The organism is Enterobacter sp. CCUG 70166 (assembly GCF_020224095.1).
Taxonomy (GTDB): domain Bacteria; phylum Pseudomonadota; class Gammaproteobacteria; order Enterobacterales; family Enterobacteriaceae; genus Enterobacter; species Enterobacter intestinihominis.
Map to the genome: position 1 here is coordinate 16501 of NZ_NRIQ01000027.1, position 14881 is coordinate 31381.

Consider the following 14881-nt stretch of genomic DNA (forward strand, 5'->3'; position numbering starts at 1 on the left):
AACACATAGTGTCATATTGACAATTTTCAAGATAGTCAAAATGACTACCCATTAGGGAGAATCAAAACACAAATATATTATTTTCAATAAGTTAAAAAACTGGCACGCAACTTGATATATGACAGTCATCTTATTTGAAAACGCCGTATTAAGTTGAGGTTGCTATGTCTATTCTGGTTAAAAATAACATTCATTGGGTGGGTCAACGTGACTGGGAAGTACGTGATTTTCACGGGACGGAATACAAAACGCTGCGCGGCAGCAGCTACAACAGCTACCTCATTCGCGAAGGTAAAAACGTCCTGATCGATACCGTCGATCACAAATTCAGCCGCGAGTTCGTGCAGAACCTGCGCAGCGAAATCGATTTGAATGACATCGACTACATCATCATCAACCACGCGGAAGAGGATCACGCCGGGGCGCTGACCGAGCTGATGTCCCACATTCCGGATACCCCGATCTACTGCACCACCAATGCCATTGACTCCATCAACGGCCACCACCACCATCCAGAGTGGAACTTCCACACCGTAAAAACCGGCGACACGCTGGATATCGGCAACGGCAAACAGCTGATCTTCGTGGAAACCCCAATGCTGCACTGGCCGGACAGCATGATGACCTACATGACCGGTGACGCGGTGCTGTTCAGCAACGACGCCTTCGGCCAGCACTACTGCGACGAACGTCTGTTCAACGACGAAGTGGATCAGACCGAGCTGTTCGAACAGTGCCAGCGCTACTACGCCAACATCCTGACGCCGTTCAGCCGTCTGGTCACGCCAAAAATCACCGAGATCCTCGGCTTCAACCTGCCGGTGGATATGATTGCCACCTCCCACGGCGTGGTATGGCGTGAAAATCCAACCCAGATCGTCGAACTGTACCTGAAGTGGGCGGCGGACTATCAGGAAGATCGCATTACCATCTTCTACGACACCATGTCCAACAACACCCGCATGATGGCGGACGCCATTGCCCAGGGCATCAACGAAGTGGACCCGAACGTGGCAGTGAAAATCTTCAACGTGGCGCGCAGCGATAAGAATGAGGTATTGACCAACGTCTTCCGCTCCAAAGGCGTGCTGGTGGGTACCTCCACCATGAATAACGTGATGATGCCGAAAATTGCCGGACTGGTGGAAGAGATGACCGGCCTGCGCTTCCGTAACAAACGCGCCAGCGCCTTTGGTTCACACGGCTGGAGCGGCGGCGCGGTAGACCGTCTCTCCACCCGTTTACAGGATGCCGGTTTTGAGATGTCCCTGAGCCTGAAGGCGAAATGGCGTCCGGATCTCGACGCGCTGGAAATCTGTCGCCAGCACGGTCGCGACATTGCCCGCCAGTGGGCGCTTGCGCCGCTGCCGGAAACCGCACCCGCCGCGGCTGCTGCGCCGGAAGCCGTTGCAGAAGCCGCTCCTGCCGCTGCCGACCTCGGCCCCTGCATGCAGTGCAGCGTCTGCCAGTGGATTTACGATCCTGAGCTGGGCGAGCCGTTGCAGGATGTCGCGCCGGGTACACCGTGGAGCGAGGTGCCGGACAACTTCCTCTGCCCGGAATGTTCCCTCGGAAAAGACGTCTTTGATGAACTGGCAACGGAGGCAAAATGAGCCACGGCATCGTCATTATCGGCTCGGGCTTTGCCGCCCGCCAGCTGGTGAAAAATATCCGCAAACAGGATGCTAACGTGCCGTTGACGGTGATCGCCGCCGACAGCATGGATGAGTACAACAAGCCTGATTTAAGCCACGTCATTAGCCAAAATCAGCGCGCCGACGATCTCACCCGCCAGACGGCGGGGGAGTTTGCAGAACAATTTAATCTGCGTCTGTTTCCGTACACCTGGGTCACCGATATCGACGCCGACGCCCACGTGGTGAACGCGAAAGATAAAACCTGGCAGTACGACAAGCTGGTGCTGGCGACGGGGGCATCTGCGTTTGTGCCGCCGGTTGAGGGCCGCGAGTTGATGGTCACGCTCAACAGTCAGCAGGAGTATCAGGCCAGCGAGACCCTGTTACGCGACGCCATGCGGGTGATGATTGTCGGCGGCGGGCTGATTGGCACCGAGCTGGCGATGGACTTCTGCCGGGCGGGAAAATCCGTCACCCTGGTTGACCACGCGGCCAGCATTCTGTCAGCGCTGATGCCGGCAGAAGTAAGCAGTCGCTTACAGCATCGTTTGACCGACATGGGCGTGCATCTGCTGCTGAAATCGCAGTTGCAGAGCCTGAGCAAAACCGAAACCGGCATCTGTGCGACGCTCGACCGCACCCGCAGGGTGGAAGTGGATGTGGTTATTGCGGCGACGGGGCTGCGCCCGGAAACCGCGCTGGCGCACCGCGCAGGCGCAGAGATCAATCGCGGCGTGAAGGTAGACAGCTACCTGCAAACCACCCAGCCGGACATTTATGCCCTGGGCGACTGCGCGGAAATTAACGGCCAGGTGCTGCCGTTCCTGCAACCGATTCAGTTAAGCGCCATGTTCCTGGCGAAAAACCTGCTCGGCGGCAACGCCCCGGTGAAATTACCCGCCATGCTGGTGAAGGTAAAAACGCCGGAACTACCGCTGCATCTCGCAGGTGAAACGCAGCGTCAGGATCTGGACTGGGAGATTGTCCTTTCGCCTCAGGGCATGGTGGCGCGCGGCACCGATACTGTCGGTCAGATGCGCGCCTTTGTGGTCAGCGAAGACAGAATGAAGGAGGCCTTCGCGCTGCTGAAATCGTTACCTGCTTAACCCTCGTCATGCCGGGTGGCGCTCCGCTTACCCGGCCTACTTAACACCATAACGGTAAACCTTGTAGGCCCGCGCAAGCGTAGCGCCGCCGGGCAAAAACAGGGCTGCGTGGTTCAGGACCGCACCACCAGCGCGTCATAACCGCGCCAGCGGTAGTTCGCCATTGAGATCAGCCAGCAGGCGACAAACAGCCCGACCACCACAAACCCGGCGTCGCCCAGGTTATCGTTCACCGCACCAATCAGATCCCACACGCCGCCGCTGAGGGAGAACTTGTCCATCAGCAGACCCAGCGCTTCCAGCCCGCCGATAAACAGCGCCACCACCACCGAAGTGCCGGTGATGGTCATGTTGTAGTACAGCTTGCGCTGCGGCTTGTTGAATGCCCAGCCGTAGGCACCCACCATCAGCAGGTTATCGAGCGTATCCACCAGCGCCATGCCGCTGGCGAAGAGCGCCGGGAAGATCATGATCGACCACACCGACATCCCGCTGGAGGCGCTGGCGGCGGAGATCCCCAGCACGCCGATTTCGGTGGCCGTGTCAAAGCCGAGGCCAAACAGGAAGCCCACCAGATACATCTGCCAGCTTTTATTGACGAGGCGGAAGGTTTTGCCGAACAGCCAGTTCATGACGCCACCCTGGGCAGGCAGCGTGATGTCGCCCTGCACGGGCCTGCCGTGTTTCAGTGCCTGAAAACTGCGCCAGACGCCGCGCAGGATCACCATATTCACCAGCGCCATCGCCAGCAGGAAGGTGGCGGAGACGGCGGTGCCAATCAGGCTGCCGGTTTCGTGGAACCATTCCATATTTTTCTGAAACGCCGTGGCGGTGGCGGCGATGGCAATGGAGGCCAGCACCACGATGGTGGAGTGTCCGAGGGAAAACCATGCGCCCACGCCGGACGGGCGCTTGCCCTGCTGCATCATCTTACGCGTCACGGTATCAATCGCGGCGATATGGTCGGCATCCACCGCATGACGCAGTCCGTAACACCAGGCCAGCAGGCTGGCCGCCATCAGCGCCGTACTGCCGCTAAAGGTGTGCCACGCCAGCCCCCAGGCCAGCAGGTTAGCCATCACCAGAGCCAGCAGCAGGCACGCTGCACGAGGTTCATTGCGTAAAAGTCGTAACATTTTAAATCCTTTGTGAACATGATCGGGCGGCAGCAACCACCGCCTGCCCGAAGGAGATCGCTCCGTCGCCTGCGGGCAGGCGCGAAGGAAAAAGAAGCGTGAAATCAGAAAGGTAATGACGAAGGCGCGCGCGTAGCAGGCGGTTGTGAAGGACACCTCCGCTGAAGCACACCGTAGAGAGCGACCGTCGGCGCGCATGCGTTGCCGCCAGTTCGCTCAGCCCTTTTGCCAGCGCATCGTGAAAGGCCCAGGCGCGCTCGCCGGGCTCCGCCCGCCAGGCCAGCCACTGCTGCCAGAACAGCGCAAGGTTATCCGTCTTGAGCGTCACCGGATGATCAACCCCTGCACAGCGTTCGGCCAGCGCCTCCAGCCGGCACGCGGCTTCGCCCTCATAGCGTTGCGTTTCAATGCCCAGCGCACAGGCCACGGCGTCAAACAGACGACCACAGGAGGAGGCCCGCGGCGCATTGATACCGCGCGACACTGCCGTTGCCAGCAGCGGCCAGTTTTGACGCTGTACCGCCTCTGTTTCCGGGTACTGCTGCCAGTCAGGTACGAACGCCAGACAGTGGGCGAGCAAATTGCGCCACAGCTGTTTTGCCGCCAGATCGCCCCCCGGCAGCGCAACGGCTGGCAGACCGCCCAGCCGTTCGCAGTCGCGATAGTTCACCCGCAGGCACTCGCCGCCCCACAGCGCGCCGTTCTCACCCATACCGATCCCATCCAGCGTCAGGGCAATAACATCCCCGCCGTCGAGCGGCCAGCCATTCTCCGCCAGACACGCTGCTGCATGCGCATGATGATGCAGCACGGTCTCAACGGGCAGCGCCTGCGCCCGGGCCCACTGTCGGGCGTGATATCCCGGATGGGCATCGCACACCACGCGCTCAGGCTGGAAGGCGTAGATGTCCTGCATCGTCGAGAGCGCACTGCGCCACTGCGCCTCTACGCCCTCGTCGCTCAGATCGCCAAAATGCTGGCTCAGCACCGCCTGGTTGCCACGTACCAGGCAGAAGGTATTTTTCATCTCCGCGCCGGTGCATAACATGGGCGAGATGTCGCGGAATCCGGCGGGCAATGTGATGGCATCCGGCACAAAACCGCGTGCGCGACGCAGCATCGCACCGTCCCGATCCATTACGGAATCATCCATCCGTTGAAGAATATCGCGGTTGTGCAGCAGGAAGCCGTCAGCGACGTCACTGAGTTCTTCCAGCGCCTGCTGGTTGCTTATGGCGGGTGGATGACCGCTGAGGTTGCCGGAGGTCATCACCAGCGGGCGCTGGCAGTCCAACATCAGCAAATGCTGGAGCGGGTTCGCAGGTAGCATCACGCCAATTGTATTCAGCCCCGGCGCAATCTCCTCAGGAAACGCAGGAAGGCAGGCTTTTGGCGTCAGCACAATCGGCGCAGCGGGTGAACGTAACAGCGTCTGGATGGCCTCCGGCAGATCGTTCGCATGCGGGATCATCACCGCCAGCGGCTTGGTCGGGCGCTGCTTGCGTGCCCGCAATTTCCGAATCGCCTGTGGGTTAAGCGCGTCGCAGACCAGGTGAAATCCGCCCAGCCCTTTGACCGCCACAATCCCGCCGTTTTTCAATCTCTCCACCGCCGCGCTTAACGCCGATTCGCGGGTGGTGGCAGCATCCCCGGCTTGCCACTCCAGCTGCGGCCCGCAGTCCGGGCAGGCCACCGGCTGAGCGTGAAAACGCCGGTCAGCCGGGTTGCGGTACTCCGTTTCACAGGGCACACAGAGCGGGAAAGGCGCCATTGACGTGGCCGGGCGGTCATAGGGCATGGCGCGGATAATGGTAAACCGCGGTCCGCAGTGGGTGCAGTTGATAAACGGGTAGCGATAACGGCGCTCGCGCGGATCGCGCATCTCCGCCAGGCACGCGGGACAGGTGGCGGCATCCGGGACGATTTGCGTGTCCATCGCCCCGCTCTCGCTGTGGCGGATGACAAACTCGTCCGGCAGCGTATTCCAGCTGTACGGCTGCGTTTCAACGCGATCGATGCGCGCCAGCGGTGGGCAGTCCTGGCGCAGTCTCGCGGTAAAGTCACCCCCACTACCCGCGAGACGCACCAGGACACCCTCTCCGTCGTTGCACACGTCGCCCGCCAGCCCCAGCTGGTGTGCAAGCTGCCAGACGAAGGGACGAAATCCTACCCCCTGCACCTTGCCGCGCACCCGAAGCTGTACGCCGTTAACGCGCATTGCAGCTTAAAACAGCAGCGATGACGAGGTGTCGAACGCCGCACGGCGGCGTTTTTCGGCACTCATCTGTTCGAGCTTGTCGCGATCGACGCAGACCAGCGCATGCGTCGGACAGGCTTCCATACACGCCGGACCGGCGTCGCGGTGGTAGCAGAGGTCACATTTATTGGCTTCGGCTTTCTCCGCGCGCACACTCAGCCCGATACCGCTGTTGCGCACCACCGGGCGAACGACCACCTCCATCGCGCCATACGGACACGCCACCACACAGGTTTTGCACCCGATGCAGCGCTCCTGCATCACATGCACGAAGCCTTTCTCGCGCTTAATCGCCCCGTTCGGACAGACGTTGGCGCACGGCGCGTCTTCGCACTGGCGACAGATAGCGGCGGTGGAAATATTCACGCCTTTAATGACGTGGATGCGCGGCAGGAAGGTATCGGGGGTCAGGGAGGCGCAATCCTGCTCCGCCTGATGGGAAACCACGCACGCCACTTCACAGGTACGGCAACCAATGCATTTGCTGGCATCGGCCATAATAAAACGGTTCATCTGCTTCTCCGGCATAACTGTTATGCGCGAAGCTATTCATAAACCGTGCCAATATTTAATGCATTGATTTTGAAGATAAATAAAAAAGAAGAGGATCTGTCATCGTCATTTGTGACGATGACAGATGTCGACGTCAGCGATGCGGGCCGTCAATGACGGAGCCGCGCAGGATAAGCTCGCCGGAAAAAGTTTGCTGAGGCTTAAACTCACCGCCGTCGAGCATGAAGATCAGGCGGCTGATGGTCTCCTGGATCATCTCCGTTACCGGAATACGCACGCTGGAGAGGGACGGCACGATATAGGGCGCGATTGCCACGTCGTCAAAGCCGATGACGGACACCGCGCCCGGCGTGGCGACGCCGCTCTCGTGCAACTGCCTGATGGCGCCAATCGCCATATCGTCGTTACTCGCCACCAGGGCGGTAAACGTCTCGCCGCGGGTGAGCAGCTGAGAGACCGCCGCCGCGCCGCTGGCCGGGCTCCACTTCCCTTCGGCGATCAGCGCGTCACGCAGGGAAATGCCGTTCTGCGCCAGCGCGTCCTTGTAGCCGGAAAGACGCTCCACCCCGGTGGGGGAATCCAGCGAACCGGTGATAAACGCAATCTCCCGGTGGCCTTTCGCGATCAACTGCGATACTGCGTCCTGACACGACGCTTTATGATCGGACCAGACGCTGTGGCTGCTGTTTTTCCGCAAACGGCGGTTGAGCACCATAATCGGCTGCTCGCATTTCTCAATAATTTCGTCCAGCGCTTCCACGCTCAGAAAACGCGGGTAGATGATCACCGCGTCGCAGCGCATGTCGAGCAGGTACTGGATCGCCTCGCGCTCCTCTTCGGCGCTGTGCTTGCCGTCCGCCAGGATCAGCTGACGCCCCTTCTCTTCCGTCATCCGCGCGGCGTTAAACAGCAGCTCGCTAAAGTAGACCCCATGGTACAGGGTGTTTGTCACCACCAGCCCCAGGGTCTGGGTGCGTTTGGTCGCCAGGTTTCGCGCCAGCAGATTGGGGCGATACCCGCTCTCTTCGATGGCCTGAAACACGCGGTCTTTCGTCTCCTGGCTGACGTAACCGTTCCCCGACAGCACCCGGGAGACCGTCGCTTTCGACACGCCTGCCCGCTTCGCCACTTCCAGCATCGTGGTCATAGTGTTATTCCATTCAAAACCGATGAGCCGCAGTGTACTTCACCGCAGAAAAATTGTCGCAGCGGCGTTATCACGCTTTATACGGCCACGAGTGATCGTCATCACGAAACGAAAAAATGCATAAAAAGCGGTCTTGTTTCATTAAAAGAAACTCATGATGATTATGTGAAACCGGTTTCCTACACTTCTCACAACGATAACAGGATCACATCCGATGGCAAAAAATTACGCTGCGCTGGCAAATGACGTGGTTAGCGCGCTGGGCGGTAAAGAGAACATCGTCGCCGTCACCCACTGCATGACGCGCCTGCGCTTCGTTCTGAAAGACGAAAGCCTTACCGACGCCGCGCGTCTGAAAAGCATCAGCGGCGTGCTCGGCGTGGTGCGCAACGACAATCAGTGCCAGGTGATCATCGGCAACACCGTGTCCCAGGCATACCGTGAAGTGGTGAGCCTGCTGCCCGCCAACCTGCAACCTGCCGTAGAGGAAGGTCCACAGAAGCTTACGCTGCGCCGGATTGGCGCCGGGATCCTCGACGCGCTGATCGGCACCATGTCTCCGCTGATCCCGGCGATCATCGGCGGGTCGATGGTCAAGCTGCTGGCGATGATCCTTGAGATGACCGGCGTGCTGGGCAAAGGTGACCCGACGCTGACGATCCTGACCGTTATCGGCGACGGCGCGTTCTTCTTCCTGCCGCTGATGGTGGCGGCTTCCGCAGCGGTGAAGTTCAAAACCAACATGTCCCTGGCGATAGCCATTGCGGGCGTACTGGTTCACCCGAGCTTTATCGAGCTGATGGCGAAAGCGGCGCAGGGCGAGCATGTAGAATTTGCCTTAATTCCGGTGACGGCGGTGAAATACACCTATACCGTTATCCCGGCCCTGGTGATGACCTGGTGCCTGTCGTATATCGAACGCTGGGTGGATCGCATCACCCCGGCGGTGACCAAAAACTTCCTCAAGCCGATGCTGATCGTGCTGATTGCCGCCCCGCTCGCCATCGTACTGATTGGCCCGCTCGGGATCTGGATCGGTAGCGCCATCTCCGCGCTGGTCTACACCATTCACGGCTATCTGGGCTGGCTCTCCGTTGCCATTATGGGCGCGCTGTGGCCGCTACTGGTGATGACCGGGATGCACCGCGTGTTTACGCCGACCATCATCCAGACCATTGCCGAAACGGGCAAAGAAGGGATGGTGATGCCGTCGGAAATCGGCGCCAACCTGTCGCTCGGCGGTTCATCGCTGGCGGTGGCGTGGAAAACCAAAAACCCGGAGCTGCGCCAGACGGCGCTGGCGGCTGCGGCCTCCGCCATCATGGCGGGGATCTCTGAACCGGCCCTGTACGGCGTGGCGGTACGTCTGAAACGTCCGCTGATTGCGAGCCTGATCAGCGGCTTTATCTGCGGCGCGGTGGCCGGCATGGCCGGTCTTGCCAGCCACTCCATGGCGGCGCCGGGGCTGTTCACCAGCGTGCAGTTCTTCGACCCGGCCAACCCGATGACCATCGTCTGGGTGTTTGGCGTGATGGGTCTGGCGGTGGTGCTGTCGTTCGTGCTGACCCTGCTGTTAGGGTTTGAAGATATCCCGGTAGAAGACGAAGCCGAAAAAGCACGCGCCCTGCAAACCGCACCGGTACAGAACAAAGCAGCAGAAGCATAAACTGAAAGCGAGGTAAGAATGTCTGTTTTTCCACAAGGATTTTTATGGGGCGGCGCGCTTGCCGCTAACCAGAGTGAAGGGGCTTACCGTGAAGGCGGCAAAGGACTGACAACGGTCGATATGATCCCCCACGGCGCAAACCGTCTGGCGGTAAAAGTCGGCAAGGAAAAACGGTTTTCGTTGCGTGACGACGAATTTTACCCGAGCCACGAGGCGATTGATTTTTACCATCGTTACAAAGAAGACATTGCCCTGATGGCGGAGATGGGCTTTACGGTGTTCCGCACCTCGATTGCCTGGAGCCGCCTCTACCCGAACGGCGACGAACCGTTGCCAAATCAGGAGGGCATTGCCTTCTACCGCGCGGTGTTCGAGGAGTGCAAAAAGTACAACATCGAGCCGCTGGTGACCCTCTGCCATTTCGACGTGCCGATGCACCTGGTGACGGAGTACGGCTCCTGGCGCAACCGTAAGATGGTGGATTTCTTCGCCCGCTACGCCCGCACCTGCTTCGAGGCGTTTAACGGGCTGGTGAAATACTGGCTGACCTTCAACGAAATCAACATCATGCTGCACAGCCCGTTCTCCGGCGCGGGGCTGGTGTTTGAGGAAGGGGAAAACGAAGACCAGGTGAAATACCAGGCCGCGCACCACGAGCTGGTGGCGAGCGCGCTGGCGACCAAAATCGCCCACGAGGTGAACCCGGAAAACCAGGTCGGCTGCATGCTGGCGGGCGGTAACTTCTACCCCTACTCCTGCAAGCCGGAAGACGTGTGGATGGCACTGGAGAAAGACCGCGAGAACCTGTTCTTTATCGACGTGCAGGCGCGCGGCAGCTATCCGGCCTACTCCGCCCGCGTGTTCCGCGAGAAAGGGGTGGTGATTGTGAAAGACCCCGGCGACGACGACCTGCTGAAAAACACCGTCGACTTTGTCTCGTTCAGTTATTACGCCTCGCGCTGCGCGTCGGCGGATATGAACGCGGGCAACACCAGCGCGGCGAACATCGTGAAGTCCCTGCGCAACCCGCATATTCAGGTGAGCGAGTGGGGCTGGGGCATCGACCCGCTCGGGCTGCGCATAACCATGAACATGATGTATGACCGCTACCAGAAGCCGCTGTTCCTGGTGGAAAACGGCCTCGGGGCGAAGGACGTCATTGATGAAAACGGCGAGATCAACGACGACTACCGCATCAGCTACCTGCGCGAGCATATCCGTGCGATGGGTGACGCGATTGAGGACGGCGTCCCGCTGATGGGCTACACCACCTGGGGCTGCATTGACCTGGTCTCGGCCTCAACCGGGGAGATGAGCAAGCGCTACGGGTTTGTCTACGTCGACCGCGACGACGCCGGGAACGGCACGCTGGATCGAAAGCGCAAGAAATCGTTCTGGTGGTATAAGAAGGTGATTGCGAGTAACGGGGCGGATCTGGCGTAGCCTGTTTTGCCGGGTGGCGGCGTTGCCTTACCCGGCCTACAAACTGCTCGATGCGGTTTTCACCCTCTCCCCTCTGGGGTGAGGGCCGGGGTGAGGGGCTGAAAACCCCCGTTCCCAACCCACCCGGCAAGCCGTGAATACACCACGTCCACCGCCTCTTTCACCGGCGGCGTCATCGGATAATAAAACCCGACGATGTCCGGCTGAATGCCCAGAAACAGCACCTCACCCACGTCGTCTTTAATCTGATCCACCAGGTAGTTCAGCGGCATGTTGTGGGTGGTCATCATAAACATCTCGGCGATGTCGTCCGGGTCAATCAGGCGGATCTCGCCGGGGTTGAGCCCCATATCGGTGGCATCGACGATTAACAACCTGTCCGGGCGCAGCTCGCGAATGGCCACCACGTCGTTTTCCGGCGCGCTGCCGCCGTCAATCACCACCCAGTTGCCCGGCGGGTTCGCGGCGCACATCTCCGCCAGCAGCGGGCCCGCGCCGTCGTCGCCCATCATGCTGTTGCCGACACACAGTAAAACTTCAGTCACGTAATCTCCTCACCATCAGGTAGATGGCGCTCTCCTGATGAATATCGTGCAGCATGCCGAGCAGCGTTTTGCTCCACGCCTGCTGCTCTGGGGTTTGCCTGCCGAGCGCCGCGTCAAAGGCGTTGGCGAGCATCGCAATGTGGTTGGCGTCGATAAGGATCTCGCCGTACTTCGGCACGCCCTCCATTTTGCGCCGCGCCGTGCTGCCCTCCTCCAGCGTGGCGATCCACGCCAGGTACTCGGGCCACGGGCAGCTTAGCGCCGTTTCAAGGCAGTCGATCACCCCGAGGTGGTGCCCAATCGCCAGGCTGTAATAGACCACCTGCTGCGCCGCATCCGGCGTGGCATCGTTCTCATCAATAAACTTACGGCTCAGCTGGCTGAACACCACCGTTTCACTCATCGGATACGCGCCTCATCCACAATACTGTTCAGGTTTGCCACGATCTCATTGAGACGCGGATCGTTTTCCGCCTCCAGCCAGCGCGCCACCTGATGGTCGCCCTGGCTCAGCAGACGCAGATAATCGTCGGCAATCTGACGGCCATAGCGGTAACCCGCCAGCCTGCGCGCCGTGCGGTCGATCTTCACCCGCAGCGGCTGCACCATATCCGGGTGCAGGAGAGTGGCTGGCTGGTTGTCCAGCTCGCCCGGCTCGCGGGCGTGGATCTTCTGCTCCAGCAGGCCGAGCGCCATGGCAAAACCGTACAGCGTGGCGGCGGGCGTCGGCGGGCAGCCCGGAATGTAAACGTCCACCGGCACGATTTTGTCGGTGCCGCCCCAGACGCAGTAAAGATCGTGGAAGATGCCGCCGCTGTTGCCGCAGGCGCCGTAGGAGATGCAGATTTTCGGATCCGGCGCAGACTGCCAGGCGCGCAGCGCAGGCGAGCGCATCGCGCGGGTGACCGCGCCGGTGAACAGCAGGATATCCGCGTGGCGCGGGGACGGCACCACTTTGATGCCGAAGCGTTCGGCGTCAAACAGCGGCGACAGGGTGGCGAAGATTTCGATCTCACAGCCGTTGCAGCCGCCGCAGTCCACGCGATAGACGTAGGCCGAGCGTTTGATTTTTTTCAGCAGCGACGCCTTCATGCTGGCGATGGACTCCTCCACCGTCAGCGGCACCGGAATGCCGTTAGCGTCGCGCGGGCCGAGTAAGTTTTCCATCAGCTGGCCTCTCTCATATGACGGGTTAAATCGATGCGGTCAGACGGCAGCAGGCATTTCTGACGTTTGCACTCCGGGCAGGTTTCGAAGCTTTCACGGTGATGCTCCGCACGCACGTCGCCGTTGTGCTTCAGCAGCGCGATGGCGTAGTCGATCTCTTTTTGCACGGCGAACGGACGCTTGCAGACGCGGCAGTTGCACAGCGCAAAGCGCGACTGCTGGAGGAAATCCTCTTTTTTCCACACCGCCAGCTCGTACTCCTGAGACAGGCGAATGGCTACCGTCGGGCAGACCTCCTCGCAGCGGCCGCAGAAGATGCAGCGCCCGAGGTTAAACTGCCAGGCCAGCTCGCCGGTTTTCAGGTCCGTTTCCACCGTTAAGGCATTCGACGGGCAGGCGTTGACGCAGGCCGCGCAGCCGATGCACTGCTGCGGGTTGTGCTCCGGCTTGCCGCGAAAGTTTTTATCCACCGGGATCGGCTCCAGCGGATAACTGCTGGTCTGCGCGCCGGTTTTGATCACTTTTTTGATAAAGGTAAACATGACGAGTCCTTATTTCAGCGGCGAGTTCTTACGCTCGATGCTGTAGCGCTCAAGCTCTTTGTACGGCACCACCTGGCTTTTCTTCTTGCGCACGTCCACGACGGTCATGCGGTCGGTGCAGGAGTAGCACGGGTCGAGGCTGCCGATGATCAGCGGCGCGTCAGAGACGGTGTTACCGCGCAGCATGTAGCGCAGGGTTGGCCAGTTGGCGTAGGTCGCCGCACGGCAGCGCCAGCGGTAGAGCTTCTGGTTGTCGCCGGTCATGCTCCAGTGAATGTCATCCCCGCGCGGCGCTTCGGCGAATCCGAGGGCAAAGCGGTTTGGAATGTAGGTGAAGCCTTCCACCATCAGCGGGCCGCCCGGCAGGTTATCAAGGCCGTAGTCGATCATGTTCAGCGCGGTAAACACCTCGTTGATGCGCACCTTCAGGCGGGAGATGACGTCGCAGCCCTGCTCGCTGTGCACGGTCATCGGCAGCAGGCCGTAGCCGACGAACGGGTGATCGGCGCGGGTGTCGCGGGCGTGGCCGCTGGCGCGCACCATTGGACCGACGTTGCTGAAGTCGCGGGCGATTTCAGGGTCAAGACGACCAATCCCGACGGTGCGCTGCTCGATGTTTGGCGTGCTGAGCAGCATGTCCACCAGCTCCTGCACGTCCCGGCGCATCTGCTGCGCCAGCTGGCGGGTCTGGATCATGTCGTCTTTCAGCAGGTCGCGGCGGATCCCGCCGATCAGGTTAAGGCCGTAGGTTTTACGCGCCCCGGTGAGGATCTCCGCCATCTTCATTGATGCCTCACGCACGCGGAAGAACTGCATAAACCCGGAGTCAAAGCCGACGAAGTGGCAGGCCAGGCCGAGGTTCAGCAGGTGTGAGTGCAGGCGTTCCACCTCCAGCAGAATGGCGCGGATCATCTGCGCGCGTTCCGGCACCACGATCCCCATGCCGTTCTCCACCGAGGTGGTGTAGGCGGTGCTGTGGGCAAAGCCGCAGATGCCGCACACGCGGTCAGAAAGAAACGTGACTTCGTTGTAGCCCATGCGGGTCTCCGCCAGCTTCTCCATGCCGCGGTGGACGTAGAACAGGCGGTAGTCGGCGTCGATAATGTTTTCGCCGTCGACGAACAGGCGGAAGTGGCCCGGTTCGTCAGAGGTGACGTGCAGCGGGCCGATCGGCACCACATTATTCTTCTTGCTGCCCAGCTCGTTGATGAACTCGTAGGTTTCGCTGTCGGTTGTCGGGGCCGGACGCTGGCGGTAGTCCATGCTGTCCTTGCGCAGCGGATAGAGTTCATCCGGCCAGTCGTCCGGCAGCACCAGGCGACGCTCGTCAGGCAGACCAACCGGCACCAGGCCGTACATGTCGCGCACTTCGCGCTCGCCCCAGACGGCGGCGGGTACGCGCGGCGTGACGGACGGGTACTCCGGCTTGTTCGGGTCAACTTCGACGCGCACGGTGAGCCAGCACTTCTCGCCCTGCTCCATCGACATCACGTAGTACACCGCATAGTTGCCGCACAGCTGACGCTCGTCGTTGCCGAACAGCACCGACAGCCAGCCGCCCTGCTGGTAGTAAAGAAACTCCACCACTTCCGGCAGGTAGTTCACCTTAATGGTGACGGTTACCTGGTCTTTGGTTTGCCATGACTCCTCCAGCACCACGCCCGGGAAAGCCTGATGCAACGCGGCGAGATACTGCTGACCTTTCTTTTCTTCAGACATAAA

13 protein-coding genes are annotated in these 14881 nt (G+C 60.4%); 4 read left to right on the top strand and 9 right to left on the bottom strand.

Annotated elements, in window-relative coordinates:
• The first annotated feature begins 164 nt into the window (after positions 1–164).
• On the top strand, positions 165–1613 hold the full coding sequence (norV, locus tag CKK19_RS11415) for an anaerobic nitric oxide reductase flavorubredoxin (RefSeq protein ID WP_022649152.1): 1449 nt from the start codon (positions 165–167) through the stop codon (positions 1611–1613).
• Positions 1610–2743, top strand: a complete 1134-nt coding sequence (norW, locus tag CKK19_RS11420) for an NADH:flavorubredoxin reductase NorW (RefSeq protein ID WP_063853172.1) — start codon at positions 1610–1612, stop codon at positions 2741–2743. Before norV ends, norW begins: the two co-directional genes overlap by 4 nt.
• A 113-nt stretch (positions 2744–2856) precedes the next feature.
• Here the strand turns inward: norW and CKK19_RS11425 are convergent, their stop codons facing one another.
• The 4 genes from CKK19_RS11425 to CKK19_RS11440 all read right to left on the bottom strand — a co-directional run bounded on the left by CKK19_RS11425 (position 2857) and on the right by CKK19_RS11440 (position 7796).
• Positions 2857–3879 (bottom strand): HoxN/HupN/NixA family nickel/cobalt transporter, encoded by a 1023-nt coding sequence (locus tag CKK19_RS11425; RefSeq protein ID WP_022649154.1) that lies wholly within the window; start codon positions 3877–3879, stop codon positions 2857–2859.
• Between the two features lies 1 nt (position 3880).
• Positions 3881–6097, bottom strand: coding sequence for a carbamoyltransferase HypF (hypF, locus tag CKK19_RS11430; RefSeq protein ID WP_063853173.1), 2217 nt, complete (start codon positions 6095–6097; stop codon positions 3881–3883).
• A 6-nt stretch (positions 6098–6103) separates the two neighbouring features.
• On the bottom strand, positions 6104–6649 hold the full coding sequence (gene hydN / locus CKK19_RS11435; protein WP_017382793.1) for an electron transport protein HydN: 546 nt from the start codon (positions 6647–6649) through the stop codon (positions 6104–6106).
• A 133-nt stretch (positions 6650–6782) separates the two neighbouring features.
• Entirely contained in the window at positions 6783–7796 is a 1014-nt protein-coding gene (locus CKK19_RS11440) for a LacI family DNA-binding transcriptional regulator (protein WP_032625950.1), read from the bottom strand.
• A gap of 214 nt (positions 7797–8010) precedes the next feature.
• On the opposite strand from CKK19_RS11440, the gene ascF reads away from it, so the two are divergent.
• Positions 8011–9462 (top strand): PTS cellobiose/arbutin/salicin transporter subunit IIBC, encoded by a 1452-nt coding sequence (gene ascF / locus CKK19_RS11445; protein ID WP_063841237.1) that lies wholly within the window; start codon positions 8011–8013, stop codon positions 9460–9462.
• A gap of 18 nt (positions 9463–9480) precedes the next feature.
• Complete coding sequence (locus tag CKK19_RS11450; protein WP_023298466.1) at positions 9481–10905, top strand: 6-phospho-beta-glucosidase; 1425 nt, start codon at positions 9481–9483, stop codon at positions 10903–10905.
• A 59-nt stretch (positions 10906–10964) separates the two neighbouring features.
• On the opposite strand, the gene hycI is transcribed toward CKK19_RS11450, so the two are convergent.
• From hycI to hycE, 5 genes are read right to left on the bottom strand one after another with little or no spacing between them, the layout of a single operon-like run.
• The gene (hycI, locus tag CKK19_RS11455; RefSeq protein WP_063853174.1) at positions 10965–11450 is read right to left on the bottom strand and encodes a hydrogenase maturation peptidase HycI; all 486 of its coding nucleotides are present in this window, start codon (positions 11448–11450) and stop codon (positions 10965–10967) included.
• Positions 11443–11853, bottom strand: a complete 411-nt coding sequence (locus tag CKK19_RS11460) for a formate hydrogenlyase maturation HycH family protein (RefSeq protein WP_063853175.1) — start codon at positions 11851–11853, stop codon at positions 11443–11445. Before CKK19_RS11460 ends, hycI begins: the two co-directional genes overlap by 8 nt.
• The gene (locus CKK19_RS11465; RefSeq protein ID WP_022649161.1) at positions 11850–12617 is read right to left on the bottom strand and encodes an NADH-quinone oxidoreductase subunit B family protein; all 768 of its coding nucleotides are present in this window, start codon (positions 12615–12617) and stop codon (positions 11850–11852) included. Before CKK19_RS11465 ends, CKK19_RS11460 begins: the two co-directional genes overlap by 4 nt.
• Positions 12617–13159, bottom strand: coding sequence for a formate hydrogenlyase complex iron-sulfur subunit (locus CKK19_RS11470; RefSeq protein WP_003862138.1), 543 nt, complete (start codon positions 13157–13159; stop codon positions 12617–12619). Before CKK19_RS11470 ends, CKK19_RS11465 begins: the two co-directional genes overlap by 1 nt.
• Before the next feature lie 9 nt (positions 13160–13168).
• Positions 13169–14878 (bottom strand): formate hydrogenlyase subunit HycE, encoded by a 1710-nt coding sequence (gene hycE, locus CKK19_RS11475; protein ID WP_022649163.1) that lies wholly within the window; start codon positions 14876–14878, stop codon positions 13169–13171.
• Between the last annotated feature and the right edge of the window lie 3 nt (positions 14879–14881).